The 25,686-nt window shown below is 53.9% G+C and carries 25 protein-coding genes; 12 read left to right on the forward strand and 13 right to left on the reverse strand.

Annotated features, from left to right (window positions below; translation table 11 throughout):
- The first annotated feature begins 121 nt into the window (after positions 1-121).
- The gene (locus SPL01S_RS16645; RefSeq protein WP_063201326.1) at positions 122-2,125 is read left to right on the forward strand and encodes an ATP-binding protein; all 2,004 of its coding nucleotides are present in this window, start codon (positions 122-124) and stop codon (positions 2,123-2,125) included.
- Positions 2,126-2,495: 370 nt separating this feature from the next.
- The gene (dsdC, locus tag SPL01S_RS16650; protein WP_063201328.1) at positions 2,496-3,425 is read left to right on the forward strand and encodes a DNA-binding transcriptional regulator DsdC; all 930 of its coding nucleotides are present in this window, start codon (positions 2,496-2,498) and stop codon (positions 3,423-3,425) included.
- 31 nt (positions 3,426-3,456) lie between these two features.
- On the opposite strand, the gene SPL01S_RS25575 is transcribed toward dsdC, so the two are convergent.
- From SPL01S_RS25575 to SPL01S_RS16665, 3 genes are all read right to left on the reverse strand, one after another.
- On the reverse strand, positions 3,457-3,759 hold the full coding sequence (locus SPL01S_RS25575) for a hypothetical protein (RefSeq protein WP_063201331.1): 303 nt from the start codon (positions 3,757-3,759) through the stop codon (positions 3,457-3,459).
- Positions 3,760-3,762: 3 nt separating this feature from the next.
- Positions 3,763-4,686: a DMT family transporter gene (locus SPL01S_RS16660; protein WP_063201332.1), complete on the reverse strand. Its 924-nt coding sequence runs from the start codon at positions 4,684-4,686 to the stop codon at positions 3,763-3,765.
- Positions 4,687-4,782: 96 nt separating this feature from the next.
- Positions 4,783-5,073: a hypothetical protein gene (locus tag SPL01S_RS16665; RefSeq protein ID WP_062869705.1), complete on the reverse strand. Its 291-nt coding sequence runs from the start codon at positions 5,071-5,073 to the stop codon at positions 4,783-4,785.
- A 422-nt stretch (positions 5,074-5,495) separates the two neighbouring features.
- On the opposite strand from SPL01S_RS16665, the gene SPL01S_RS16670 reads away from it, so the two are divergent.
- Positions 5,496-6,647, forward strand: coding sequence for a porin (locus SPL01S_RS16670; protein ID WP_062868153.1), 1,152 nt, complete (start codon positions 5,496-5,498; stop codon positions 6,645-6,647).
- Between the two features lie 56 nt (positions 6,648-6,703).
- Here SPL01S_RS16670 and mltB read toward each other — a convergent pair whose 3' ends face one another.
- Complete coding sequence (mltB, locus tag SPL01S_RS16675) at positions 6,704-7,789, reverse strand: lytic murein transglycosylase B (protein ID WP_063201335.1); 1,086 nt, start codon at positions 7,787-7,789, stop codon at positions 6,704-6,706.
- Positions 7,790-8,075: 286 nt separating this feature from the next.
- On the opposite strand from mltB, the gene SPL01S_RS16680 reads away from it, so the two are divergent.
- Positions 8,076-8,525 carry a DUF805 domain-containing protein gene (locus tag SPL01S_RS16680; RefSeq protein ID WP_062792047.1) on the forward strand — a complete coding sequence of 150 codons (450 nt, stop codon included), beginning with the start codon at positions 8,076-8,078 and terminating at the stop codon, positions 8,523-8,525.
- Positions 8,526-8,600: 75 nt separating this feature from the next.
- The gene (locus SPL01S_RS16685; RefSeq protein ID WP_020439517.1) at positions 8,601-9,050 is read left to right on the forward strand and encodes a type II toxin-antitoxin system HicB family antitoxin; all 450 of its coding nucleotides are present in this window, start codon (positions 8,601-8,603) and stop codon (positions 9,048-9,050) included.
- Positions 9,051-9,314: 264 nt separating this feature from the next.
- On the opposite strand, the gene SPL01S_RS16690 is transcribed toward SPL01S_RS16685, so the two are convergent.
- Positions 9,315-10,079 carry a CDP-diacylglycerol diphosphatase gene (locus tag SPL01S_RS16690; protein WP_006327003.1) on the reverse strand — a complete coding sequence of 255 codons (765 nt, stop codon included), beginning with the start codon at positions 10,077-10,079 and terminating at the stop codon, positions 9,315-9,317.
- Between the two features lie 365 nt (positions 10,080-10,444).
- Here SPL01S_RS16690 and ypdK point away from each other — a divergent pair, with 365 nt between their 5' ends.
- On the forward strand, positions 10,445-10,519 hold the full coding sequence (gene ypdK, locus SPL01S_RS25315; RefSeq protein ID WP_086012885.1) for a membrane protein YpdK: 75 nt from the start codon (positions 10,445-10,447) through the stop codon (positions 10,517-10,519).
- Positions 10,520-10,586: 67 nt separating this feature from the next.
- Here ypdK and SPL01S_RS16700 read toward each other — a convergent pair whose 3' ends face one another.
- From SPL01S_RS16700 to SPL01S_RS16710, 3 genes are all read right to left on the reverse strand, one after another.
- Positions 10,587-11,111, reverse strand: coding sequence for a cytochrome b (locus SPL01S_RS16700; protein WP_063201338.1), 525 nt, complete (start codon positions 11,109-11,111; stop codon positions 10,587-10,589).
- A gap of 111 nt (positions 11,112-11,222) precedes the next feature.
- Entirely contained in the window at positions 11,223-12,458 is a 1,236-nt protein-coding gene (gene alaC / locus SPL01S_RS16705) for an alanine transaminase (protein ID WP_062868157.1), read from the reverse strand.
- Between the two features lie 116 nt (positions 12,459-12,574).
- A complete protein-coding gene (locus SPL01S_RS16710; RefSeq protein WP_063201342.1) occupies positions 12,575-13,114 on the reverse strand; it encodes a GNAT family N-acetyltransferase in 540 nt (179 codons plus the stop codon).
- A gap of 171 nt (positions 13,115-13,285) precedes the next feature.
- Here SPL01S_RS16710 and SPL01S_RS16715 point away from each other — a divergent pair, with 171 nt between their 5' ends.
- The 3 genes from SPL01S_RS16715 (at position 13,286) to SPL01S_RS16725 (ending at position 17,063) form a co-directional block, all read left to right on the forward strand.
- On the forward strand, positions 13,286-14,530 hold the full coding sequence (locus SPL01S_RS16715) for a DUF1479 domain-containing protein (RefSeq protein ID WP_062868159.1): 1,245 nt from the start codon (positions 13,286-13,288) through the stop codon (positions 14,528-14,530).
- Between the two features lie 110 nt (positions 14,531-14,640).
- On the forward strand, positions 14,641-16,329 hold the full coding sequence (locus SPL01S_RS16720; RefSeq protein WP_063201489.1) for a sensor histidine kinase: 1,689 nt from the start codon (positions 14,641-14,643) through the stop codon (positions 16,327-16,329).
- The gene (locus tag SPL01S_RS16725) at positions 16,329-17,063 is read left to right on the forward strand and encodes a LytR/AlgR family response regulator transcription factor (RefSeq protein WP_013813970.1); all 735 of its coding nucleotides are present in this window, start codon (positions 16,329-16,331) and stop codon (positions 17,061-17,063) included. Before SPL01S_RS16720 ends, SPL01S_RS16725 begins: the two co-directional genes overlap by 1 nt.
- A gap of 9 nt (positions 17,064-17,072) precedes the next feature.
- Here the strand turns inward: SPL01S_RS16725 and SPL01S_RS16730 are convergent, their stop codons facing one another.
- Entirely contained in the window at positions 17,073-17,414 is a 342-nt protein-coding gene (locus SPL01S_RS16730; RefSeq protein WP_006327015.1) for a DUF2502 domain-containing protein, read from the reverse strand.
- A 398-nt stretch (positions 17,415-17,812) separates the two neighbouring features.
- On the opposite strand from SPL01S_RS16730, the gene SPL01S_RS16735 reads away from it, so the two are divergent.
- Positions 17,813-19,039: an L-lactate MFS transporter gene (locus SPL01S_RS16735; protein WP_063201345.1), complete on the forward strand. Its 1,227-nt coding sequence runs from the start codon at positions 17,813-17,815 to the stop codon at positions 19,037-19,039.
- 65 nt (positions 19,040-19,104) lie between these two features.
- Here SPL01S_RS16735 and glk read toward each other — a convergent pair whose 3' ends face one another.
- Positions 19,105-20,070 carry a glucokinase gene (gene glk / locus SPL01S_RS16740; RefSeq protein ID WP_303621171.1) on the reverse strand — a complete coding sequence of 322 codons (966 nt, stop codon included), beginning with the start codon at positions 20,068-20,070 and terminating at the stop codon, positions 19,105-19,107.
- 343 nt (positions 20,071-20,413) lie between these two features.
- Between glk and SPL01S_RS16745 the strand changes: the two genes are divergently transcribed.
- On the forward strand, positions 20,414-21,661 hold the full coding sequence (locus SPL01S_RS16745; protein ID WP_063201349.1) for an ion channel protein: 1,248 nt from the start codon (positions 20,414-20,416) through the stop codon (positions 21,659-21,661).
- On the opposite strand, the gene SPL01S_RS16750 is transcribed toward SPL01S_RS16745, so the two are convergent.
- Entirely contained in the window at positions 21,658-22,350 is a 693-nt protein-coding gene (locus SPL01S_RS16750; RefSeq protein WP_063201353.1) for an aspartate/glutamate racemase family protein, read from the reverse strand. The genes SPL01S_RS16745 and SPL01S_RS16750 overlap by 4 nt on opposite strands.
- Before the next feature lie 67 nt (positions 22,351-22,417).
- The gene (locus SPL01S_RS16755) at positions 22,418-22,870 is read right to left on the reverse strand and encodes a multidrug/biocide efflux PACE transporter (protein ID WP_063201356.1); all 453 of its coding nucleotides are present in this window, start codon (positions 22,868-22,870) and stop codon (positions 22,418-22,420) included.
- Between the two features lie 157 nt (positions 22,871-23,027).
- Here SPL01S_RS16755 and SPL01S_RS16760 point away from each other — a divergent pair, with 157 nt between their 5' ends.
- Positions 23,028-23,918, forward strand: coding sequence for a LysR family transcriptional regulator (locus tag SPL01S_RS16760; RefSeq protein WP_063201359.1), 891 nt, complete (start codon positions 23,028-23,030; stop codon positions 23,916-23,918).
- On the opposite strand, the gene SPL01S_RS16765 is transcribed toward SPL01S_RS16760, so the two are convergent.
- Positions 23,894-25,555 (reverse strand): alpha-keto acid decarboxylase family protein, encoded by a 1,662-nt coding sequence (locus SPL01S_RS16765; RefSeq protein ID WP_063201362.1) that lies wholly within the window; start codon positions 25,553-25,555, stop codon positions 23,894-23,896. The two genes, SPL01S_RS16760 and SPL01S_RS16765, sit on opposite strands and share 25 nt — an antisense overlap.
- Positions 25,556-25,686: the final 131 nt, after the last annotated feature.

Genomic DNA, 25,686 nt, shown 5'->3' on the forward strand with positions numbered 1-25,686 from the left:
AGGCGTGGCGCGGATAGCATTGCGCGCACGGATAAAAACGCTATAGTGTTGATCTTATAAATCATCAGTGTGCAACATGGTTACATTTTAGCGAAAAAGCTGCGAGAAGAAGGACTCACTCATGCGCATAATCAGTGGAGAGACCAACATTAATGATGTTGGTATAAAAAAGAGATTTAAAAATCACGAGCCGTTTCAATCGATTATTGAACTAGCATGGAATGGTTTTGACGCCAGAGCTAAAAATGTAACAATAGAATTACAAAGAACAGAATTAGGTGGAATGTCGTCTTTGTATGTTCTGGATGATGGTGATGGAATCGACATTAACGATTTTGACTCTAACTTCAATCGATTCGATGACTCATTAAAAAAAGACAGTATCGAACAACACGGTTCGCAAGGTAGAGGACGATTAGCTTTCCACAAACTAAGCCACCAAGCAATTTGGTTTACAAAACATAAAAACATCAATGCAAAAATAGAAATTGAAAGCAACTCTATAAAAGCATACCAAGCATTTATTGATATAAACAATCAAGACCAACATCCATTACTAATGACAAACCGTAGTGGGACATGTGTCGTTTTAAATCATTTTCACAATGAATTACCAACTGATAATGAGATAATAAGACGTTTACAGAATGAGTTTTGCTGCCACTTAGCATTAAACGAACAACTTACACTCTCATATAATGGTGAGATAATTTCCGCACCTGAACATGATTCACATTCGTTTGATAGAGATGTTGATGGTTCATCATTTGCGGTTAAAGCGCTAAGGTGGAGTGAAAAACCTGCAAAAGAAAGGTCCAATGTGTACCTTATAAACTCTCAGGGAAAGAAAATGTATGAGGTACCCAGTAAATTTAACAAAAAGAAAGATTTTTACTTATCAATATTTGTAACATCTGATTGGGCTGATACCTTTAGCAATAAAGGTGACGATATATTTTCATCAGCTAAAAGCAATCCTACATCATCCACGTGGAAAGAAGTAATAAAATTCATTTGGAGTATAGCAAGAGATATTTATGACGACTTTCTTAAAAAGAAATTAGAGGAAACCATAGAGAGGTATGAGCAAGAAGGGGTATTTCCTAGCTATAGTGAATACGGTGATGAAAAATATGCAGAATGGAAGCTCAATAATATCAAGTCAATTGTAAGGGACATATACATTGCAGACCCCGGACTATTGGACAGCCTGAATGCGAAGCAGAGGAAAATTTTCGTGAGGCTATTGGATAAGTTATCTGGTTCCAATAATAACGAAGATTTATTTGATGTTTTGGAAAGTGTTCTCGACTTAAGTAAAGAAGGACTAACGAAATTTTCAGACCAATTGAGACTAACAAAGCTTGACAACATCATTAGTGCAATTGAAGAATTACAAAAAAGGCGTTTAGTAGTAGACAAACTCCACTATTTAATGGACGTCCATTATAAAGAAATAAAAGAAACCCCTGACCTCCAAAAAATAATTGAAAACAACACTTGGCTTTTCGGCGAGCGTTATGAAACTTTAGGAGCTGAAGAAGACACTTTCACAAAGATTGCTAAAGAACTTAGAAATAATGTGAAAGATATAGATGAAATGGACCATCATGATACTGAAGATGCTAGTGAATTAGAAGGGGCCAAAAGACAAACCGATCTGTTTCTAGCAAGGAAACTCCCCGCTCTTGACTCCAATGGAAAGCCTTTTTTCAAATGCATAATCATTGAAATAAAAAGACCGAGTATTTCTTTGAACGTCAAACACTTAAGGCAACTAGATGATTATGCAGCGATTATACAACGTCACCCTGGGTTTAGTAGTCAAAACCTTCATTTTGAACTTATATTAATTGGCAGAAAAATATCAAAGGACAGCTTTGAAATAGAAAGTCGTATGAATGCACATATCCAAAAAGGTGACATGGGATTAGTCGCTGATGACCACCGCATGAAACGCTATGTCAAAAACTGGTATACAATCTTTGACAATTTCGACCTTATAAATCGGTTCATGCTGGATAAACTGAAGCTCGAGAGAGATGCAATTGAAATTGCAAATTTTAGTGATGAGACTCCAACTACGATGGTTGCCTCACTTCAAGCCAACGATACAGCTCTATAAATGTTGAAAGGCTTCATAGTGCATTGGTCAAAAAAACGCCTAATGCACCAGCCGGGTACAATAACGGGTACAAAATTCAATAAAACAAAAAATTCTTTTTATTACATATATATAATGAAAGGTTCGATTCCAGTCCGGGACACCATCACCACACAAAAAACACCTTTACGACAGCGCCCCCTTCCCTCGATACTCAGCAAGACACCTGGCCCATATTTAATAGCGAATCCTGAACCCCAGCCTAATGACCCGCTCGGTCAGCCAGATAACGTCATTAATCTCAGCCGTTATTTGTAAATAAGAGAAATCGCGTTTCAGCCCCGTTAAATTAAATGCTAAAATTGTTTAATTATAAGCATGGAGGCATGACATGTTCCCCGACAAAAAATACTTTCAACGCGCAAGTCCGCTGACCAGCTATCAATTTTCACGCCTGCATACTTTTGAATGCGTCGCCCGCAACTTATCCTTTTCACTGGCGGCGGAAGAACTGTCTATTACACCCAGCGCAGTGAGCCACAGAATTAATCTGTTGGAAAAAGAGTTGGGTTTTCTTTTATTTCAACGCTTCCATCGCAGAATTACGCTGACACCGGAAGGCGAGCGCATGCAATGGGCATTAAGCCGCTCTTTCGATACGCTGAATCAGGAAATTCTTGATATTAAAAACCGTGAGTTGACGGGCAACCTGACTATTTATTCGCACCCTTCCATCGTGCAGTGCTTGCTAATACCGCGGATCGGCGATTTTATTGCCCAACACCCCACCATTCATTTGAGCATAGTCACCGGGCAGGAGATCATCAGCCTGGCCAATCGGGGGGTTGATTTGGCCATGTACTTTGGCAAGCTGCCGTCCGGGAAACAAATAGACGAAGCTTTTATGCAGGAATCTATAGTCCCGATCTGTACTCCGCAGTACGCCAAGGTACATAACCTCTACGGCGCACCGGAAAACCTGGCAGGCTGCACGCTGCTGCATGACAGGTACAACTCCGGCGAAGACGAATGGTTGACCTGGTCGCAACATTTTGATTTAGCGCTGGATACAGAAAGCAAAAGCATGGAGTTCGATCGCTCGGATCTGGCCGTGCTGGCGGCGACCAAACACCTCGGCGTCGCCATGGGGCGGCTAAATCTGGTGCAAGACTGGATCAAAAGCGGCGAACTGATTATCCCGTTCAGCAACATGATCTTGCCTTGCGAACACTGCTATTTTATGTCGACCATCTCCGAACGCCAGTGGCCGAAGATCCTCGCTTTCAAAGAGTGGTTGATGAAGATAGCGCCTCTGGCCTGATGGCCGGAGGCATTGGCAGGTTTTCTTAAAATCAGCGCCATTTCTTTGGGGGATAAGAGAAATCCAGCGCGCAGTTATATAACCTTCCGGCCTTTGAATAATAAATATGCTTGCGGCTATTATCCCAGGCCACAGCATAGTTATTAGCAAAGGTGATAACTTCAACCGGCATCTGGTTGGATAACCGCATCCATTTGGTGCTTTTCACCACGGAAAAATCACCATTATCGTAGAGCGTTATCAAAGGATACCCCCAGGCATACCTGGATATTTGTACGGTGAGGGTGAATTGGTTTTCACAGCTTATTTGGTAGTTATGAACATTAACATCCATGGATTATATTTTTGGTGCAACTCCTCTATTAACATAAAATAAATAAGAACAGCTTACGACAATAAGCCCGAAGACGATCAGTACAGAACCCAGTACAAATTCAATTTGCAGCGGCTCACCCAAAATCACCACGCCGGCCAAAATGCCAAAAATGGGGGTCATAAAGGTCAGAATGCCCAACGAAGAGGCCTGATAATCACGCAGCAGAGAAAACCAAATCAGATAGCTGAGAAAAGAGACGATAACCGTTTGGAATATCAGGCTGGTCCAGGCCACAGAACTCAGGTTGAAATGAAGGTTCTCCATCGTCATCGCCAACAAAGATAACAGCAGGCAGGCCCCTGTAAGCTGGAACAACAGCGTCTGTTTGGACGAACAGTTCGCCAGGCGCGTGGTGCGAATGACTATCGTCGAGCCGCCCCAGGACATGCCCGCCAACAGGCCATAAATATCGCCACGGAGCTGCGCCTCACCGCCCGAGCTGTCGCCCATCGCCGAGATGGCGAGCACCACGCCGGCAAAGGCCAGAGTAATACCGGCCCACTGCACGGCCGACAAGCGCTCGTGCCGGATAAAAAAATGCAGCCCTATGGCGGAGAATAAGGGAGCGGTGTACAAGAAGACCGCCATATGCGACGCGCTGGTATAACGTAAACCTTCAGAGACGAAAAAGAACTCTAACGCGAACAATAAGCCAACGCCCAAACCGGCCAACAGCGTGGGGCGATCGAATACGAACCTTTCCCTTTTGTAACGCGCCAAAAGGTAGACCGCCAAAGCGGCTACGCCTGACCTGACGGCGATTTGCAGTACGGCGGAGATATCCGGCTCGGCCGCCTTGATCGCGACTTGTTGCAGCCCCCATATGGCACATATCAGCGTCATGGCGGTAGCCGCTTTGCTGTCTATGTTGTTTCTGGAAATCATCTTGCCTCCCGCAAACCGTTCTGCTCAAAATACAATGTTCCCTCGCCGCGAATAAGCGCAGTGATAGAGAATAAAATCGCAGGAATATCTAAAAGACTACTCTTTATAAACCACTATTTCCTGGTACATCTTAATCACTTCATTATCGCTATCGGTGTCGCCGGTATATTCAGTTTGTTGCGCTACATGAATAACCTTCCAACCCCGCTTCGCCAAATCAGGAATAGTGACGCGGCCTACATCACGGCAGGTAAATACCGTATCATCACTCAGTCTGAGCTTGCCAATACTAGCATAATCATAAGCTTGAGACTGACACACGTGCGACTCTGCCGCCATCAGCGGCAATGAAAACAAACCAATAAATAACGCCAAAAAAGCTTTCATAGTCATCTCCAGACTCCTTATTAATGCAATCCGTCTAACCGATATCGGCAAAATTAATTCCGCTACCCGTCGGCTTATTTAAGACCCTCATGTCGATTAAATTACACGGCATCTGCCATTCACTGACAAGTGAAAAATATAAGGCTATGTGTTAGCTGAGTTCATCCGAATATTGTTGTCATGGCTTAGCCACTACATTGAGCATGACCCTGCGTCAGGCTACGCCGCCCTCTCCCGCCAACGATTAATACCCAATCAAATAATTAGCAAGAAAAGTAACTTTTTGTGACGCACATCGTGTTACATATGCGCTTCGCTTCAACCACGCCAAAAAACAATGAAAACGCTCAGAAAAAACCTGAGCAAATCACCGATGCCGATGCGTCGGTGATGTTGGCAATCAATAACAGGGATAACAACACATGACTTTCACATTGCGCGCATTGACTCAGGCGGTCGCTTTAGGGCTGGTGATGGGCACCGCCTCTTTCGCTGCCCAGGCTGAAATCACCCTTCTCAAGCAGGATCCTCAGGCGGGCGATCCGCTGAGCCGCCTCAACTTTACCGTCGGCGGCAGCATCCGCCCGCAGTTCAACAACATGACCGGCGATGGCGATAAAGGCTCCTATAAACGCAACGGCTTCGACGGCGGCACCCGTTTCCGCTTTGCCGCGGACTACTATCTGTTCGACGACATCAGTTGGATCAGCTACTACGAGCTGGGGGTGAATATCCCTGCCCTGTTCGACTGGGATCACCACTATGCCGACGGCGCCAATAACACCAGCCGCCGCATGTTGTACACCGGCCTGAAAAGCAAAACCTGGGGTCAACTGACCTTTGGCCAGCAAAACAGCGTGTATTACGACGTGGTGGGCGCCAAAACCGATATCTGGGATTACGACATGCTGGCCCAGGCACCGGGCAACGGCATCAACGGCGACTACGACGGCTCTTACCGCTCGCGCAAAATGCTGAAGTACAAAAATACCTTTGGCGATGCGGACGTTTACGCCTCTTACCTGTTCAGCGATAACGACTATCTGCCGGGCAATGGCCTGCGCTACAAGCGCAAAGGCGGCGGTTCGCTGGGCGTGGATTACCACCTGACGCCGGATCTGACCTGGGGCACCGCGTGGAACTATACTCGCGCCGAGATGCGTAACCCTTCGACCAGCGGCTCGAAAGACTACGATCAGAACATTGTGGGCACCGCGCTGAGCTGGAAGCCGGACAGCTGGACCCTGACCTTTGGCGGCGGCTGGTACAACAACTTCCTGACCACCAAAAAAGCCGACGTTGACAACTACTTCGCCGGCGACGCCTGGGGTATCGAGTATCTGGCCGGTTACACCGTGCCGGTGGGCCAATATGCGGTGAAATCCGTAATGCCTTACTTTATGGGCGATCGTCTGGAGTATGTGAGCGGTCGCAACTATCAGCGTATCGATAACGGCCTGGGCGTTACGGTGCAGTTTGATTACGGTTTCCGCGTCGATGTGGAACACGTGCTGACTTCAAGTACCGATAACCTCGGTGATATGACGTTGGTGCGCTTGCGCTACGATTTCTGATTGGTATAGACGTAAAAAAGGCCGTTTTCACGGCCTTTTTCATTGTTATCCGCGCATCAGAACCCGCCGCGCGCCGAGCGCCCCACCGCTTCGCCCAACTGCCACACTGCCATGGCGTAATGGGTGCTGTGGTTGTAACGGGTAATGGCGTAGAAGTTCGGCAACCCGTACCAATATTGGTAGCTGGTGCCCATATCCAGCCGCAGCAGGCTGGCTTCCTGCTCAGTGCCGAGCGAGCCTTGCGGGGTCAGCCCGGCCGCCGCGAGGGTGTCAAGCGAGTAGCGAGTTTTAAAGCCGTTATCCAGCCCCGGCGCCTGGCCGCTGGCCGGTACCGCCACGGCCTCGCCGCTGATCCAGCCATGTTCTTTAAAGTAGTTGGCGACGCTGCCGATCGCATCCACCGGATCCCACAGGTTGATATGGCCGTCACCGTTGAAATCAACCGCGTAGCTCTTGAACGAAGAAGGCATAAACTGGCCGTAGCCCATGGCACCGGCAAAGGAGCCGCGCAGATCCAACGGGTCATCCCCTTCGGCGCGCGACATCAACAGGAAGGTTTCCAGCTCGCCGGCAAAGTAATCGGCGCGGCGCGGATAGTCGAAGGCCAGCGTGGACAAGGCATCGATAATGCGGGTTTTCCCCATCACACGGCCCCAGCGGGTCTCAACGCCGATAATGCCGACAATGATCTCCGGCGGCACGCCGTATACCTGCTGGGCGCGCTGCAGGGCTTCCTGATACTGATTCCAGAACTGCACGCCGTTTTGCACGTTATCCGGCGTGATGAACTTGTTGCGATAGCGCAACCAGGATCCGTTCGGCACGGACGGCGCCTGAGTGCTGGGGGTCGGCGCCTGACGATCCATCAACCGCAGCACCGAATCCAGCCGTTTTGCCTGGGCCAGCACGTCATGCAATTGCTGACGATCGAATCCGTGTTCCTTCACCATTTTATCGATAAAGCGAGCAGTGTTTGGATTATTGGCAAAATCACCGCCCAACGGCTGGCCGCTATGCGCCGGCGTCAGCAGGAAACCGCCTTTTACAGCGTTAGCCTGAGGAGCTGCTGGGGTAGGCTTCGGCCCGCTGCTACAGGCTGTAAGTAAGGTAAGCAGAGGGAGAAGAGCAACTAAATGACGCATCGGATATCCATATAAGCCAGGCCAGTGATAAGTAAGCGTTATGTTAATCCATTGTCCGGCGCGAACAAACTGGATTATGTCGCTCATGGCAGGACGGGAAGCTAAAAATTCAGAAATCGTGATACGTCACCCAGAAAACCTAAACCACTTAGGGTAAGAAGGCAGGAGCCTAAACCTTAACTAAATGAGAAAAATTATCATATTGACTCACTGTCGAATGCCACTAAAATACGCCCCCCTTGGCTGACGACCCGGCCAGAGCTACTTGCTACAACGGAATGTTACTTTGGACTCCCTCGGACAGATCGCTAGAAACGTCTTTAAACGCCGCATTACGCGTAAAAACTATGTTTTCTCCCTGGCTATTTTCGCCACCGGCCTGACATTGCTGTCATTCCTGTCCCCCTATCTGGATAAAAACCTGTTCCGCGCCTACGCGCACAGCGACATCGCCGCGTTTTTTTCGGTATTCGTCTACCTACTGTGCATCATGCTGTGGTCGCTGTTTTGGATCGGCCTGACGCTGTGGTTTGTCGCCCGCACCGCATACCGGCTCAATGACGTCGGCACGCCCGGCTGGCCGCTGGCGTTAGCGCTGTATGCGCTCAGCGTGGTGAATAACTACCACCCCGGCCCGGTTGAACGCTGGCTGATCGTCATCAGCCTGATTGGCGTCCTGTGCGCACTGGTGCTGCCTTCTGCCCGCCGGGCAGGCAAGCCCGAGCAGGCCGGCTAGCGAAACCCGGTACTGGCTATCTGCAGGCCAAGCGGTCACAATGCCGCATAATCCACGCGCCATACAGGAAATATCATGTCTTGCCACTACCCCGCCCATTACGCCTTTGATAACGAAAGCGACGCCTGGCAGATTCATTTTCGCGATTTTCCTGAACAGCAGGCCGCCTGCTATAAACGTGAAGATATCGAACTGGAAGCGCAGGAAAGCCTGCTGATCGCCATCGCCACGGAAATGGAAGAAGGCCGCCCGGTGCCGCCCCCATCCCGCACCCAGCCGGAAGACCTGGAGATCCACGTCCCGGTGCTGGTGAAACTTAAGCTCGAGCTGCATAACATCATGCTGGCCGGCGCCACGTCCAAAGCCGATCTGGCGCGCAAACTGGGCTTTAACGGCGGCCAAATGGATCGTCTGCTGGACGTTGCCTATGCCTCAAAAGTGGAAGCGCTGGAACAGGCTCTTTACCTGCTGGGATATGAGGTGTGCGCTACGGTGGCAACAACGCAATCCTGTCGGATTAAATAAAACTAAACTTTTTCTGCCGCTGGCCGATGTGATTGTTACTGGACAATAATCACATCAGCAAAGGTCGTAAAATGCAGTGGAGTCGTCGTGAGATTTGGATAGCCATGATGCTATCCTGTGCGCTGTTTTTGACTGTTATTGCTATCGGAATTACTACTGCCATTGAGTAAGCTCAAACGGCGCAGTACGTGAACTGATGCCACAAAGCGAGAGTTTTTTAAGCGTGGTGGCCTTTCCAGGCCACCACGACGTTCATTTGGAATGCTAGTTAACGAAGCCTTTACAAGTAAAATCAAGCATGTTTTCTGTATGCCCAGTGTTATTTTTTACTCGTCCGGCTTCATCTGCCAATAGAACAAAACCTTGTTGTTTATCCTCGAACGTCACCGGCACAACCGCCACACCAAAGTTTTTCATTTCAACGCTGCTTTTGGCTAATTGGCGGCCAATTTGCACAAAGGGATAAACGCCCTCCAAATTGTCCTGCCTGATGCGTTTTCCTACGTAATGCTGCCCAACCAGATTTTCAGGCAACGCTGTCCAATCGTTACCTATGTGAGGAAGCTGCCTGTCGATACTGAGACGAATATGTGGCTTCAGACAAGCGATATGAATGTGTAACTGCCCTTGAGTACGCCCCCTCTGAGAATTAATCGTCAAAGCAAATGCATTACGCGGTAGCGGTTTGCCATTAACACTATCCAATACATCACGGTTCTGCCAGGCAAGCGAAAAATAATCCGGCAACGAAGGTGATAGCAGTTCAGGGCTTTCAACACCTTTCAATTTCAATGTCGGCACCAGCAAATAGTGATAACGAGTTTCCGGATCGCGAACTATCGCATACCCTTTCGCTCGACCGTCTTCAAGATAAATTCTTTCACAAGGGAAAGCGGTGCCAAGCCTTTGATAATTAAAAACACATAGATTATTCACCACTCGCCATAACGCACTGCTGCCAAATGACGGTAAGGGTGGAAATAACAGAACCAACGCTAAAATTGGATATATTTTTTTCAATATCAACATGTTAAATCATTCTCTTCAGAATCACCGGCCGCAGGATATCACTCTGCTACAGTAAAACTGAATATCATCTTCAGAAATAAAAATCGTTTAAAAACAGTCAAGGCTGGGTAAAAAATAGCCAAAAAGTGTGATCAAAAACACAGTATTGTAATCAGGCTGGCATTGGGAGTACATTAGCGCCGATCCTGTCGTGGTTCATGTTTTACCTCACGGACTTTGAAGCACGACAACCGGGTAACCCGTGGTCAAGGACGTTGTTCTTCCTGATTGAAGAACCCGCCAATAAACCGCAGGTTATCCACAAAATACTCAGCACAACAATCGGGATCATTGGCTTGCGAGAAACTCCAGATGGGAGTTGTTCAATGAAATATTTTGTTATGGGCGTTTCGTTCATGCTGGTAGCGTGGATTGGCACCTTTATGCTGATGGTTGCATAACCCTCAGCATGACCGGGAACATAGATAAAGGGGCGCAGAAGCGCCCCTTTGTTGTTTCTGAATGCGGTTATTTGCCCGGCATCATGCGGCGCAAGGTGTCATCCTTGCGCAGATAATGGTGATACAGCGCCGCCAGCGCGTGACCGCCGATGATAAAGTAGCCGGTATTGGCGAGCGTTTCATGCGTGCTTTTGATAATGCGGCGCAGCGCCGGGTCCGGCGTGATAAATTGCGGCGCCTGCCAGCCCAGCAACACCCACTCCTTTCCCCCGTAGGCCAGCGTCAGTACTCCCAGCACCGGCAACGCCAGAAACAGCACGTAGAGCAGCACGTGGAAAATCTTGGCGCCCCATTCCTGCCATTCTTCCAACGGTGGCGTGGTGGCCGGCGTGGCATAACGATGACGCAGCCCCAACCGGATAAACATCAGCAAAAATACCGCCAGGCCAAAGTTAAAATGCAGAGTTTTCACCAGTGGTGCCATATCCTCCGGCACCGAATCCTTCAACAGCATTGCCGCATAGGTCAGAATCACCATCAGCAGCGTCAGCCAGTGTAAAATAATTTGCGATCTCGCGTAGCGGTTGCCCATACACTCTTCCTGATTAATTGAAAAAAGATTAATCGAGCATAGTGGGGAAATGATGAAGAAAACCTTAGCGTTGAGAAAAAAGGCCGGCGCGAATGTGCCGGCCTGAAGCGATTATTTTGCGGCGGGGGCAGTGCTCTTGGCCGGTTTGATCAGCCCGTCGGCACGGAACATGGCTTTAATACCGCGTACCGCCTGACGAATGCGGTCCTGATTTTCTATCAGCGCGAAACGCACGTGGGTGTCGCCGTAGTCGCCAAAACCAATGCCCGGCGATACGCAGACCTTGGCTTCCGCCAACAGGCGTTTGGCGAATTCCAGCGAACCGAGATGCGCATAAGGCTCAGGTATTTTGGCCCATACGTACATCGCCGCTTTCGGGTTATCGACCATCCAGCCGGCTTCGTGCAGCCCTTTCACCAACACATTGCGGCGCTGGCGATACTGCTCTGCGATATCGCGCACGCACTGCTGGTCGCCTTCCAGCGCGGCGATGGCCGCCACCTGCAACGGCGTGAAGGTGCCGTAATCGTGATAGCTCTTGATGCGCGCCAGCGCGCTGACCAATTCAGGGTTGCCGACCATAAAGCCGATGCGCCAACCCGCCATGTTGTAGCTTTTCGACAGGGTGAAAAACTCCACTGCGATGTCCTTGGCGCCCGGCACCTGCATAATCGACGGCGCTTTCCAGCCGTCATACACGATGTCGGCATAGGCCAGATCGTGGATCACCAGCACGTTGTACTGTTTGGCCAGCGCCACCACCCGTTCGAAGAAATCCAACTCAACGCATTGGGCGGTCGGGTTCGAAGGGAAGCCGAGGATCATCATTTTCGGCCGCGGGATGGTTTCACGGATGGCGCGCTCCAGCTCACCAAAGAAATCCACGCCGTCCACCAGCGGCACTGAACGCACCTGCGCGCCGGCAATCACCGCACCGTAAATATGGATCGGATAGCTTGGGTTCGGCACCAGCACGGTGTCGCCGTGATCGAGTGTCGCCAGCATCAGGTGCGCCAGCCCTTCTTTCGAACCTATGGTGACAATGGCTTCGCTTTCGGGATCAATCTCCACCTGGTAGCGATCGGCGTACCAGCGTGAAATGGCGCGGCGCAAACGCGGGATGCCGCGCGAGGTAGAGTAGCCGTGGGTGTCGTCACGCTGCGCAACGGCACAGAGTTTTTCCACAATGTGCGGCGGCGTCGGGCCGTCCGGGTTACCCATGCTGAAATCGATAATATCCTCGCCGCGACGGCGGGCAGCCATCTTCAGTTCGGCGGTGATGTTGAATACGTAAGGGGGAAGACGTTCAATACGCGTAAAACGGCGTTGTGGACTGTTATCAGCCATAGATTCCTCGAAGAGACGTTAGCGCCCGGACCGTCCGAGCGACGCTGACCAGCTTGTGGTCGGATATTGAACATATCGCAGCGGCGACGGGATTGTCGATACCCGCCGCGATATTTTTATTTTTCCGCCTGAAACTCCGCCGCCAACAGCCCGAACATCCAGTCCGCGTGCCACTGCCCTGCCAGGCGGAAATTATCGCGCAATGTGCCTTCCAGCTGAAAACCGCACGACTCCAGCAGCCGGCGCGAAGCGGTATTGCCCGCGGTGACGGTAGCCGTCAGCTTGTGGAAGCCGCAGGCATGGAAGCCAAAATCCAGCACCGCCCGCAGCGACTCCTTGCCATAGCCCTTGCCGTGTCCGGACGGCAAAATGCCGTATCCCACTTCCGCCTGTTGGCAAGGCAGCCACATCGGCCGAAAACCCGTGACGCCCACCGCCTCGCCACTCGCCTTTTCGCGCATCACCAGACACAGCCATTGTTCCCCATGCTTGTCCCAGGCCGGCAACCGCGTCTCAAAGCGCGTGCGTATTTCCGCTTCAGTCAGCGGGTCGGCGATATAGCGAATCACGTCAGGGTCCTGATACAGACGCAGAAACAGTGGCCAATCGTCGGGGGTTATCGACTGCAGGGTCAAACGCTCAGTGACCAATTTCATTGCACAAATCTCCGAAAAACGAAAACAAGGAGGTTACGAATGAAATACACCCCTTTATTTTCCTCTATTAAATCCAGATAATCGTTAACGTCAAAACAACAAAACCATAACGTCTTACTCAGTCCTCTACAACCGTCCATCGTTGCCCACAGGCAGCGTGAGGAGAACACCATGGCTTCATTACTCATTGACGATATCCCCACCGCCATTAAAACCGTAAAACAGCAACTGCGTCAGGCTCTGCCCAACTACCGCGAGGTGTTCCTGGCGCTGGAAGACCACATTCGCCAACAGGTCGAACAAATCCGCCAGGAGTTGGCCGCCGGCCAAAACCCGGTGCCACAAATCGATGCGGAGGATATTTTGCAGCAGCGGGTCAGCGAGCGGCAAAAAACCTTGATCAAACAGCGCGGCGCCTGCGCCATCCGCGGCGTGTTCCCCCGCAGCAAGGCCGAAGCCTGGAACCGGGAAATCGGCAGCTATCTTGAGCGCAACAACTTTGTCGAACGCCTGAAAAATGCCGCCGAAGACAACTATTTCGGCAAACTGGCTGCCGGCAAACCGCAAATCTACGGCATTTACTGGTCAAAACCGCAGGTGGAAGCCCGTCAGGACGCCCGCATGCACGCCGTACAGGTGTTTCTCAACAGCCTGTGGGAAACCGAAAGCAACGGCAAACAGCATTTTGACCCGACTCGGGTCGCCACCTATGCCGATCGCACCCGCCGTCGCCCGCCGAACTCGTCTTCTCTGGGCCTGTCGCCGCACGTGGACAGCGGCACCATTGAACGCTGGCTGGATGAAAATTTCCGCTATGTCTACCGCCACGTGTTCTCCGGCGACTGGCAAGCTTACGATCCGTTCGCCGCCGATGGCCGCACCGAAGTGCGCGAAATCGCTTCGCCGGCCGTCTGCTCAATGTTCCGCACCTTCCAGGGTTGGACGGCGCTGACGCCGCAACGCACCAATGCCGGCACGCTGAATCTGGTGCCGATAGCCAACGCCATGGCCTACGTTCTGTTGCGTGCATTGCAAGATGACGTCGCCGAAGACGATTTGTGCGATGCCGCCCCAGGGCGCGCGCTGTCAATCTCGGAAAAATGGCATCCCCTTTTAATCAGTGGGATTTCCCCTATTCCCGATTTAGAACCGGGCGACACGGTGTTCTGGCACTGTGATGTGATTCACGCGGTGGAAAACGAGCATAACGGCGAGTTCGATAGCAACGTGATGTACATCGCCGCCGCGCCGGGCTGCGAGAAAAACGATGCCTATCTGCAACGCCAACTGCCCAGTTTTATCGCCGGTAAAACGCCACCGGATTTCGCACCCGACGATTTCGAAGTGGATTTCAACGGCCGCGCCACTGTCGATCTGCTGACACCGCTCGGCAAGGAACAGCTCGGCATTAAATAACCCAAAGCCCCGTGGTGCGCCGCCCGGCCGCCACGGGGCCACTGTGCTGTGATATACTCCTGCGCATCTGTCCGCCGCAGCGAGAGCCCGTCGTGCACCCTTTTTTTGAAATGCTGTTAGCGGTGTTTGATCGCGCCGCACTGATGTTAATCTGCCTGTTCTTCCTCACCCGTACCCGGTTGTTCCGCCAACTGCTGCAAAAAGAGGACCACACGCCGCTTGAGCTGGGCATGGTCACGGCGATCTTCTCGCTGTTCGCGCTGTTCAGTACCTATTCCGGCATCAACGTCGAAGGTTCGCTGGTCAACGTGCGGGTCATTGCCATTATGGCCGGCGGCATCCTGTTCGGCCCCTGGGTGGGTATCATCACCGGCATCATCGCCGGGGTGCACCGCTACCTGATTGATATCGATGGCATCACCTCCGTTCCCTGCCTGATCACCAGCATCATTGCCGGCATCAGCGCCGGTTATATCAATCTTAAAGTGAAAAAAGAGCAACGCTGGCGCGCCGGGATCCTCGGCGGCATGCTGTGCGAATCCCTGACCATGCTGCTGATCGTCCTGTGGGCCAAGCCGACCGAGTTGGGGTTGGATATCGTCTCCAAGATTGCGCTGCCGATGATCCTCGGCACGGTATGTATCGGCCTGATCGTGCTGCTGGTGCAAAGCGTGGAAGACGAAAAAGAGGTGATCGCCGCCCGGCAGGCCAAGCTGGCACTGGATATTGCCCGTAAAACCCTGCCCTACTTTCGCAATATCAACAGCGAAACTCTGGCGACCATCTGCGACATCATCCGCCAGGACATCAAGGCCGACGCGGTGGCGATCACCGATACTCACCAGGTGATGGCCTACGTCGGCGTGGGGGAAGAGGCTTATCCGATTGGCCGCGAAGGGTTGAGCCGCGTGACCCGTGAAAGCATCCGCCACGGCAAGATCATCATCAAAAACAACCTGGAAAACCCGGCCACGCCGCAAATTCACTCGCAATTGGTGATCCCGCTGTGGGAAAAAGGCGAAGTGACCGGCGCGCTGAAAATTTACTACTGCCATGCCCATCAGATCACCAATACGCTAAAGGTCATGGCGGTGGGCCTGTCGCAGATTATCTCCACCCAAATGGAAGTCTCGCGCATTGAGCACCTGCGCCAGATGGCGGACAAAGCCGAAATGCGCGCGCTGCAGAGCAAGATCAACCCGCACTTCCTGTTCAATGCCCTGAACGCCATTTCTTCGTCGATCCGCATCAATCCGGACACCGCGCGCCAGCTGATTATCAACCTGTCACGTTACCTGCGCTATAACCTGGAGCTGAACGACGAACTGATCGATATCCGCAAGGAGTTGCACCAAATCCAGGATTACATCGCCATCGAACAGGCGCGATTTGGTGCCAAACTGACGGTAATTTACGACATCGACGACGATATCTCGGTGCGTATCCCCAGCCTGCTGATCCAACCGCTGGTAGAAAACGCCATCGTACACGGCATTCAGCCGTGCAAAGGCAAAGGTGTGGTAGTGATTGCGGTGAAGGATCAGGGCGCTCGGGTCAAGATTTCGGTAAAAGACACCGGTAACGGCATCAATCAGGAGGTCATCGACCGGGTGGCGCGCAATGAAATGCCGGGCCACAATATCGGTCTGCTGAACGTGCATCACCGGGTGTCGCTGCTGTATGGCGAAGGGTTGCGCATCCGTCGGCTGGAGCCGGGCACCGAAATTGCCTTTTACATCAGCAAAAACGGCGGCAAACTGCAGATGGAAAACAGCGCACTGCCGGCCGGGGAGCCATAATGAAAGCCATTATCGTTGAAGACGAATTCCTCGCCCAAGAGGAGCTCAGTTACCTGATCAAAAAGCACAGCAACATCGTTATCGAAGCCACCTTCGACGACGGGCTGGACGTGCTGAAATACCTGCAGAATCATCAGGTCGACGCCATTTTTCTCGATATCAACATTCCGTCGCTGGATGGCGTGCTGCTGGCGCAGAACATCAGCAAGTTCGCGCACCGGCCTTCAATTATTTTCATCACCGCCTATAAAGAACATGCGGTGGAAGCGTTCGAAATCGAAGCCTTTGACTACATCCTGAAGCCCTATCACGAAGCGCGCATCGTCACCATGTTGCAAAAACTGGAGGCGCTGCATAACCGGCCCGCTAACGCCCCGGAACAAGCCAGCGCGCCAAACCGCAGCAGCCACAGCATTAACCTGATCAAAGACGAGCGGATTATCGTCACCGATATCAACGACATCTATTATGCCGCTGCCGATGAAAAAGTGACGCGGGTCTATACCCGCCGCGAAGAGTTTGTGATGTCGATGAACCTCACCGAGTTTTACGGCCGCCTGCCGGAGGAGCATTTCTTCCGCTGCCACCGGTCTTACTGCGTCAATCTGTCGAAAATCCGCGAGATCGTGCCCTGGTTCAACAACACTTATATTCTGCGGCTGAGCGACCTGGAGTTTGAAGTGCCGGTCAGCCGCAGCAAGGTGAAAGAGTTCCGCAAATTAATGCGTTTATAACCGCGCGCGTTACCAGCGCGGCCCGGGGCCGTAATAATACCCCGGTGGCGGCGGCGGAGGTGGCGGCATGCGACGATAATGCGGGCGATCGCGCCATTCGTGTCGCGGCTCCTCGTAATAGATCACGCGTGGCGGCGGCCCGTAGTAATACTCGCGCGGACGCTCATAGACGCGGTGTTCAGACCACCAGCGCGGATCGCGCCAGCGGTCGCCGTCCCAGTAATGGCCGCGATCGTCGCGGTCGCCAATGTGCAATGAAATACCCGGAACGTTCACGCCAATGGATACGTCCGCCTGGCTTACCAACGGCAACGACAGCAGCGCGGCCAACAACAACAGTGTTTTTTTCATCTCGTGACTCCTGCAGAGCGGAACCTGTCCGTTCACCGATAACATAGGCCCCCCGCTATCGCCGCTCTATAGGAATAATGCCCATTTACCCATTCCAGACGTTTCCTTCACAATTTGAGCACAATCCTGGGCACCTGACCGACAATAAATCGTGGCTATCTTTGATGTAGATCACGTGGCGCCAGCGGCATTTCATCCCCTTTTAACCGCTAAAACGGCAACTCATGCGCCACCAGATGCATTTCATTCCTTCCTCCGTGCAACTCATTCCCGATCTGCCGTCGAGTGGTATTACCAGCCTTATACTATGCCCATACCGCGGGGCCTCTGAGGTTCTCCGCAAATTTCCGCCAACGGCTGACCGCCCGGCAACGCACACACAGAGAAGGAGACCGGCCATGAACACCAAACCGGCAAATCGCAGCTTAATCGTTCTGGGCACCATCATCTGCCAGATGGGGCTCGGCACTATTTATACCTGGAGCCTGTTCAACCAGCCGCTGGTCGACAAATTCCATTGGGGCCTCGGTGACGTCGCCACCACCTTCTCCATCACCAGCTTCTTTCTGGCCTTCGCCACGCTGTTCGCCGGCAAGCTGCAGGAACGCTTCGGCATCCGCAACCTGACACTGTGCTCCGGTATCCTGGTCGGCCTGGGTCTTATCGCCAGCGCCCACGTCAGTTCATTGGATATGATCTATCTGTTGGCCGGCGTCGTGGTTGGGTTCGCGGTGGGTATCGCCTACATCTCCACTCTGTCCAACCTGATCAAGTGGTTCCCGGCCAATAAAGGGCTGATCTCCGGCATCTCCGTCGGTGCATTCGGCAGCGGCAGCCTGCTGTTCAAATACGTTAACGCCGCGCTGATTGCCGACGTCGGCGTGTCCGCCGCCTTCTTCTACTGGGGCGCGATTGTGATGGCGTTGATTGTGCTGGGTTCTTTACTGTTGAAAGAGCCGGTGCTCGCCAGCCAGTCCGCACAGCAAAAGGCCGGTACTTTGGGTAACGACTTCAGCGTGCGCCAGATGCTAGCGACCAAAGAGGCTTACCTGTTGTTCATCATTTTCTTCGCCGCCTGCATGAGTGGCCTGTACCTGATTGGCATCGTGAAAGACATGGGCGTACAGCTGGCCGGGATGGATTTAGCCACTGCCGCCAACACCGTTTCCGCCGTAGCGATTTTCAACACCGCAGGCCGCATCATTCTGGGTACGCTGTCGGATAAAGTAGGCCGCATGCGCGTCATCAGCTTCACCATGCTGGTTACCGTGCTGGCGATTGTATCGTTGAGCTTCCTCACCCTGAACCATACGCTGTTCTTTATCTGCGTCGGCGCCGTCGCCTTCTGCTTCGGTGGCAACATCACCGTGTTCCCGGCGATTGTCGGCGACTTCTTCGGCCTGAAAAACCACAGCAAAAACTACGGCATCATTTATCAGGGCTTCGGTCTGGGCGCGCTGGCCGGCTCGTTCGTCGCCAAATACTTCGGCGGTTTCCATGCCACTTTCATGGTCATTGGCGTACTGTCCATCGCTTCCCTGCTGATTACCCTGTTCATCAAGGCGCCAAAAGCAGTGGAGCAGGAAGAAGAAAGCCGCGAGCCGGCAGACTTGGTCAAAGCCTGATTTTTAAATAGCAAAAAGGGGCGCAACCCATTGGGTTGCGCCCCTTTTTTTATCGCTGATGCAGATTACAAATGCATACCCAACGTCTGGCGCAGATGGGCACCGGCGCCCAACAAGCCCGGTTGCGCATGGGTGATCATAAAGACCGGGATATCATGCACGTAATCCTTGAAACGCCCTTTATCTTCAAACGCCGCGCGGAAACCGGATGCCTTGAAGAACTCCATAAAGCGCGGCACTATGCCGCCGGCGATGTAAACGCCGCCGAAAGTGCCGAGATTCAACGCCAGGTTGCCGCCAAAGCGTCCTAAAATAACGCAGAACAGCGACAAGGCACGGCGGCAATCAATGCAGCTGTCGGCCAGCGCGCGCTCGGTGATGTCCTTTGGCTCTAGCTTTTCCGGCAGGCGTTGATCGGACTTGACGATAGCGCGGTAGAGATTGACCAATCCCGGGCCGGACAGCACGCGCTCGGCGGATACGTGCCCCACTTCTGCCCGCAGCACCTCCAGAATGCTATCTTCCTCTTCGCTGTTCGGCGCAAAATCAACGTGGCCGCCTTCCCCCGGCAGGCTCACCCAGCGGCGGTTAACGTGCACCAGGTGCGCCACCCCCAGGCCGGTGCCGGCGCCGTACACCGCAATCGGCTTGTCTTTCTGCGCGCTGCCGCCGCCGAACTGCAACACATCGTCTGGCGTCAACATCGGGATCGCCATCGAGACGGCGGTAAAGTCGTTGATCACTTCCAGATGGTTAAGCCCCAGGTTGGCTTGCATCTCTTTGATCGAGAACGCCCAGGTGTGGTTGGTCATCGCCACCCAATCTTCGGTGACCGGGCAGGCAATCGCGATGCAGGCGTCCTGCACCTGAATATCCTGCTCCTTCAGATATTGGCGGATCACCGCCTCCAGGCTGTCAAACTCCAGGCCGGAATAGGTTTTTGCCTGGGTAATTTCACCCGTCGCCACAGTGCACAACGCCAGGCGGGCATTCGTCCCGCCAACATCACCTACGAGGGCATAGGTCATCAGTATCTTCTCCGCAAAATGAATAATTGAAAGCTGCCCACACTGTAAAATCCCGCCGCAAAAACAACAATCACCATCCTTCGCGCTGCCATCCATTAGCGATCCAGATCACAAAAAACGTTTCAGCTTGGCGGTTATGCCGCAGTTTGAAACAAATTGCGGCAAAAAAACGTGCCGTGGCGGCTGTTAAGCGTCATAACAGAGAGGCACTATTAATCAACCTGCGCCCTTTGCCTGTCGGCCATTGCTTTACGTGCCGACGTCCCTTTTTGTCTGGCAAGCCAGGGCACAACCCAATCACCCATTCTCCCTGCCGCTCAGGGGGCCATTGACAAGGGATCCTTGCATGCTGCACCCGCGCGCCAATACCATGTTGGCTTTCGCCCTGCCCGCTCTCGTTATCGGTTCAGCCTCAAGCCTGGTGCTTATTCTGGTGATGAAATTCGCCGACGCGCTGCAACGGCTGCTTTGGGTGAACATACCCACGGCCTTGAATATCGATACCCACTCGCCCTGGTGGCTGCTCAGCATCCTGACGCTGGCCGGTATCGCCGTCGGGCTGATTATCCGTTATATGCCCGGCCACGCAGGACCGGATCCAGCTACCGAATCGCTGATCGGCATGCCGTTGCCGCTTTCTGCCGTGCCCGGCCTCGGGCTGGCGTTAATCATTGGTCTGGCGGGCGGCGTGAGCCTGGGGCCGGAAAACCCCATCACTGCCATCAATATTGCGTTGGTGGTCGCTGTAGGTTCGCGGCTGTTGCCGAGAGTGCCGCGCATGGACTGGATTATTCTCGCCGCCGCCGGCACCATCGGCGCGCTGTTTGGCACCCCGGTTGCCGCCGCGCTGATCTTTTCGCAAACGCTGGCCGGCAATAACGACGTGCCGCTGTGGGATCGGTTGTTTGCCCCGCTGATGGCGGCAGCGGCCGGCGCGGTGACCACTCAGCTGTTTTTCACACCGAACTTCGCGCTGCAAATTGACGCCTATGCCGCCACCCGGCTGACGGATATTTTCAGTGGTTCCATCGTCGCCCTGATCGCCATCGCGCTGGGTATGGTAGCGCTGTGGAGCTTCCCTCATCTCCATCGCCTGTTCCATTCGCTGAAAAACCCGGTGCTGATGCTGGGCCTGGGCGGCTTTGCGCTCGGTGTACTGGCGCTGATCGGCGGGGAGATCACGCTATTTAAAGGGTTGGACGAAATGAAGCGGCTGGCTGCCGGGGAGAACTTCTCGGTCACGGAACTGCTGCTGATTACCCTGACCAAGCTGGCGGCGTTGGTGATTGCCGCCGCCAGCGGTTTTCGCGGCGGGCGTATCTTCCCGGCGGTGTTTGTCGGCGTGGCGCTGGGCCTGATGCTGCATCAGCACGTCCCGGCTGTACCGGCGGCCATCACCGTCTCCTGCGCCATTATGGGGCTGGTGCTGGTGGTCACGCGTGATGGCTGGCTCAGCCTGTTTATGGCCGTCGCAGTGGTGCCGGAGCTGCACCTGCTGCCGGTGCTGTGCATTGTGATGCTGCCCGCCTGGCTGGTGCTGGCGGGCAAACCCTTGATGTTGGTAGGCAAACGCCAACCGCCGCACGACGATTAGGCCAGCGCGTATTCCGCGGCGGCGCGCGCATGGATAGCGGTAGTGTCGAACACCGGCACCGAAGCATCCTGCGCGCTGACCAGCAGGCCAATCTCGGTACAGCCGAAAATAATGCCCTGCGCGCCCCGCTGTTCCAGGTCACCGATAATGCGGCGATACTCATCGCGCGACGCGTCGCGGATCGTCCCCAGACACAGCTCTTCATAAATAATGCGATGCACGATATCGCGATCGGCCGCCGTGGGCGTAACCACCTCGATGCCGTGCCGCTCTTGCAACCGCCCGCGATAAAAATCCTGCTCCATGGTAAAACGCGTGCCGAGCAGCCCGATGCGACGGATCCCCTGTTGGCGCACCTGCAACGCCGTGGCGTCGGCGATGTGAATCAGGGGCAGGCCACTGGCCTGTTCAACCGCGTCCGCCACTTTGTGCATGGTGTTGGTGCAGATGACGATGGCCTCCGCACCTGCGGCTCGTAACGACACGGCTGCTGCGGCCAGCAGATGCCCCGCGCCGTCCCAATCCCCCTGATGCTGCAGGCGTTCAATCTCGTGGAAATCGACGCTGTAGAGGACGATCTTGGCCGAATGCAGGCCGCCAAGACGCCCCTTCACCTGTTCATTGATCATGCGGTAATAAGGGAGGGTTGATTCCCAGCTCATACCGCCCAACAAACCCAACACTTTCATCGTTTTTTCTCCGCCTCGTTGCCGTCTCTCTCCGACACTACCGGAGAATCGCAGCGATGACGACACGTTATTTCACGCCGGAACTGGCCGGTTGACGCGCTTCGAACCAGCGTTGACGCAGCGTGTCGTACACCCAGTTATAGATCATGGTGTACGGCAGGAAGAACAGGAAGAAACCGATCTCCAGCATAAAGGCCTGCGCGAAGGAAATATTCAGCATCCAGGCGGCAATCGGCACGCCTATCAGGACAAAACCGGCCTCAAAGCCCAGAGCGTGGAACCCCCGCACTTTAAGATTACGCGCCACGCGGCCCACCGGCCACAGGCGGTCAAACACCGTGTTATAAATCATGTTCCAAAGCATAGCGACGGTCGACAACATCACCGCCAACGCACCGATCTGTACCATAGAACGGTTGAGCAGCCAGGCACCCAGCGGGGCGCAAATCATCACGGCAATGGCTTCAAAACCGACGGCATGGACGATACGTTCAACGAAAGACTTGTTTTGCAGTTGCATACATCACCTGTTTTTTTACCCTATGAATCTGTCGGGGAGCGGCAAGCCGCCCCGCATTAATCGGAGCTGATTTATTCGCCCCCAACTAAAGCCAGGTGATTATCATCGATTTTTTGGGTAGATTAAAAATAGGTTCCATCGATAAAGTAGATACATCATGCGCTATTCACCTGAAGCCCTGCAGGCATTTGTCGAAGCCGCCGCTCTGGGTTCTTTTTCTGCCGCCGCGCGCAAGCTGCGTAAAAGCCAATCGACCATCAGCACCGCCATCGCTAACCTGGAGGCGGATCTCGGCTTGCAATTGTTCGATCGCCAGGCACGGCAGCCAGTCTTGACCGCCGCCGGCCGTAAAGTGCTCGGCCATGTGCAGGAGATCCTCGCCGCCAGCGAACGGCTTGACGCGCTGAGCATCCGCCTGGCGGACAAGACAGAACCCCGGTTAACCATCGTATTTTCCGATACCTACCAGCCGAATCACCACGACAGGTTGATGCTGCACTTTGAGCGGCGCTATCAGGATATTGAACTCGAATGCATGATTGCCGAGGACGGGGACGTGCTCGATCTGCTGCAAAGCGGGCGTGCTCACCTTGGCATGGTAGAGGTTCAGCCCAGTTATCCGCCGGATATCGCCTTCGCACGGCTGCCGGAGCAAACTGAAATGGGGCTGTTCGTCGCCCGCTCGCACCCGCTGGCGCAAACGGCCTCGCCAACGCATGAGCAGTTATCCAGCACGCGCCAGCTGTATTTGAATACCTACACTGGCGCAAACGCGGCACGGCCCCAGGGGTTGGTATGGTCCGCGCCGAGCTATCTGATGCTGCTGGAAATGGCGGAACAAGGTTTTGGCTGGGCCGCGTTGCCAAACTGGCTGGTGAAACAGTACGGCCACGACAAATTAGCCGAGCTGAAGCCGCGCGGTTGGCCGAAGCTGATTTCCGTGGATGCGGTGTGGTCGAAGTTGTCCCCGCCGGGGCCGGCGGGGTACTGGTTGCTGGAGCGCTTGTTGGAAAGCGCGGAAGATCAGGCCGCCGCGTTGCGTGATTGAATGGCGCGCGAAACGGTATCCAGCAATTCGGGGATATCCATCTTCGGCAGCACCACTTCCACGAAGGCCAACTGCCGGCTGTCGCCCACTTCGCGCAATGCCTGGCGCAGTTGCTCCGGTTCGGTGACCCGCAGCGTTTTCACCTGATGCTCGCCGGCCAGCGCCTGCGGCAGTTGCGTCCAGTTCCACTGGGCGATGTCGTTGTAGCGCTGCTCCGGCCCATGAATCGCCCGTTCGACGGTATACCCCTCATTATTCAGCAGGAAGATCACCGGTTTCAGCCCGTCGCGCAGCATCGAGCCAATCTCTTGCGCGGTGAGTTGCGCCGCTCCGTCGCCGATCAAAAGCAGCACCCGGCGATCCGGCTCCGCCGTCTGCGCGCCGAACGCCGCCGGCAGGGTGTAGCCGATAGATCCCCACAGCGACTGAACGATAAATCGGCAGCCCTGCGGCAGGCTCAAAACCGCAGCGCCAAAACAGGCGGTGCCCTGATCGGCGATCACTATGTCGCCTGGGCGCAAGAAGTCCTGGATCTGTTGCCAGAAGCCGTGTTGGTCCAAACCGCTGCCGCTCGGCGCCGGTAATTCCGGCCGTTTGATCGCCGGCAACTGCCATTGCAACGCCAGTGGCAACGTCAACTGGTGCAACGCTTGTACCGCGTCACGTATCGGGATCTGGCTGAATACCTGCTGCCCGACCCGCGCTTCAAAAGGCTGGATATCGATACACTTCTCCGTCGGCAAGTGATGGCTGAAACCGGCGGTAATGGTATCGGTAAAGCGCACGCCGACGGTAATCACCACGTCGGCGTTCTCAATCAGCTGCTTCACCTGCGGATCGCTGGCCGCACCGGCGTAGGTGCCGGTAAAGCAGGCATGGGTTTCATCAAAGACGCTCTTACCGAGCAGCATCGTCGAATGCGGCATGTCGACCTCATTCATCCACTGTTCCAGCACCCCTTCGGCGCCAAAGCGTTCAGCCAGGAAATCGGCCAACAGAGAAACCCGCCGTGCCGGCAGCAGCATTTCTCGCGCTGCGGCGATAAACGCCTGCAACGACGCCTGTGAAAGATGGGCCTGTCGCAGCATCAGCGGCGCCGGTCGCGACGCCAGCGGCGCTTCCGCCACGTCGCTCGGCAACATCAGGTAAACCGGGCGGCGTTCAAACAGCGCGGTGGTCAGCAGGCGATCGATTTCCGCCTCGGCGTTGGCGGCGGTGAGGTTCGCCTGAGCGACGGTCACTTCTTTGGCCATGCGGGCAAAGTGGCCAAAATCCCCGTCCCCCAGCGAGTGGTGCAGTAAATCGCCGGCCCGCTGCGCGCGCAGCGCCGGGGTGCCAACCACGTGGATCACCGGTAAGTATTCGGCGTAGCTGCCGGCAATACCATTTACCGCGCTCAGTTCGCCCACGCCAAAGGTGGTCAGTAAAGCGGCGGCCGGTTTGCAGCGCGCGTAACCGTCTGCGGCATAGGCGGCATTGAGTTCGTTGGCACACCCCACCCAGGCGATCTGCGGGTGAGCAATCACGTGGTCGAGAAACTGCAGGTTGTAGTCTCCGGGCACGCCAAAGAAGTGCCGGATGCCGATCTGGGCTAAACGATCGAGTAGGTAATCGGCCACCGTATAGCTTTTACTCATGATCATCACCTGCCAAAGGTTGCAATTGTTAGTTTTAAGTATCAAATATGTTATGAAAATGTCGAGCATTGTATTTAAACAGCGGATGGAAACCCTACGTTACATCCCCACACTCGCCACGAGCATTTACC

The sequence above is a fragment of the Serratia plymuthica NBRC 102599 genome, assembly GCF_001590925.1.
GTDB classification, from domain to species: domain Bacteria; phylum Pseudomonadota; class Gammaproteobacteria; order Enterobacterales; family Enterobacteriaceae; genus Serratia; species Serratia plymuthica.

What these genes read in the sequence shown, in the direction of transcription:
- SPL01S_RS16685 (WP_020439517.1), top strand. Translation starts at nt 8,601, where the DNA reads ATGTCTTGCCACTACCCCGCCCATTACGCCTTTGATAACGAAAGCGAC.
- SPL01S_RS16765 (WP_063201362.1), bottom strand. Translation starts at nt 25,555, where the DNA reads ATGAGTAAAAGCTATACGGTGGCCGATTACCTACTCGATCGTTTAGCC.
- SPL01S_RS16670 (WP_062868153.1), top strand. Translation starts at nt 5,496, where the DNA reads ATGACTTTCACATTGCGCGCATTGACTCAGGCGGTCGCTTTAGGGCTG.
- SPL01S_RS25575 (WP_063201331.1), bottom strand. Translation starts at nt 3,759, where the DNA reads ATGGATGTTAATGTTCATAACTACCAAATAAGCTGTGAAAACCAATTC.
- SPL01S_RS16710 (WP_063201342.1), bottom strand. Translation starts at nt 13,114, where the DNA reads ATGAAATTGGTCACTGAGCGTTTGACCCTGCAGTCGATAACCCCCGAC.
- SPL01S_RS16725 (WP_013813970.1), top strand. Translation starts at nt 16,329, where the DNA reads ATGAAAGCCATTATCGTTGAAGACGAATTCCTCGCCCAAGAGGAGCTC.
- SPL01S_RS16750 (WP_063201353.1), bottom strand. Translation starts at nt 22,350, where the DNA reads ATGAAAGTGTTGGGTTTGTTGGGCGGTATGAGCTGGGAATCAACCCTC.
- SPL01S_RS16755 (WP_063201356.1), bottom strand. Translation starts at nt 22,870, where the DNA reads ATGCAACTGCAAAACAAGTCTTTCGTTGAACGTATCGTCCATGCCGTC.
- alaC (WP_062868157.1), bottom strand. Translation starts at nt 12,458, where the DNA reads ATGGCTGATAACAGTCCACAACGCCGTTTTACGCGTATTGAACGTCTT.
- SPL01S_RS16700 (WP_063201338.1), bottom strand. Translation starts at nt 11,111, where the DNA reads ATGGGCAACCGCTACGCGAGATCGCAAATTATTTTACACTGGCTGACG.
- SPL01S_RS16735 (WP_063201345.1), top strand. Translation starts at nt 17,813, where the DNA reads ATGAACACCAAACCGGCAAATCGCAGCTTAATCGTTCTGGGCACCATC.
- SPL01S_RS16645 (WP_063201326.1), top strand. Translation starts at nt 122, where the DNA reads ATGCGCATAATCAGTGGAGAGACCAACATTAATGATGTTGGTATAAAA.
- SPL01S_RS16760 (WP_063201359.1), top strand. Translation starts at nt 23,028, where the DNA reads ATGCGCTATTCACCTGAAGCCCTGCAGGCATTTGTCGAAGCCGCCGCT.
- SPL01S_RS16690 (WP_006327003.1), bottom strand. Translation starts at nt 10,079, where the DNA reads ATGTTGATATTGAAAAAAATATATCCAATTTTAGCGTTGGTTCTGTTA.
- SPL01S_RS16665 (WP_062869705.1), bottom strand. Translation starts at nt 5,073, where the DNA reads ATGAAAGCTTTTTTGGCGTTATTTATTGGTTTGTTTTCATTGCCGCTG.
- SPL01S_RS16730 (WP_006327015.1), bottom strand. Translation starts at nt 17,414, where the DNA reads ATGAAAAAAACACTGTTGTTGTTGGCCGCGCTGCTGTCGTTGCCGTTG.
- SPL01S_RS16660 (WP_063201332.1), bottom strand. Translation starts at nt 4,686, where the DNA reads ATGATTTCCAGAAACAACATAGACAGCAAAGCGGCTACCGCCATGACG.
- SPL01S_RS16715 (WP_062868159.1), top strand. Translation starts at nt 13,286, where the DNA reads ATGGCTTCATTACTCATTGACGATATCCCCACCGCCATTAAAACCGTA.
- dsdC (WP_063201328.1), top strand. Translation starts at nt 2,496, where the DNA reads ATGTTCCCCGACAAAAAATACTTTCAACGCGCAAGTCCGCTGACCAGC.
- SPL01S_RS16720 (WP_063201489.1), top strand. Translation starts at nt 14,641, where the DNA reads ATGCTGTTAGCGGTGTTTGATCGCGCCGCACTGATGTTAATCTGCCTG.
- mltB (WP_063201335.1), bottom strand. Translation starts at nt 7,789, where the DNA reads ATGCGTCATTTAGTTGCTCTTCTCCCTCTGCTTACCTTACTTACAGCC.
- SPL01S_RS16745 (WP_063201349.1), top strand. Translation starts at nt 20,414, where the DNA reads ATGCTGCACCCGCGCGCCAATACCATGTTGGCTTTCGCCCTGCCCGCT.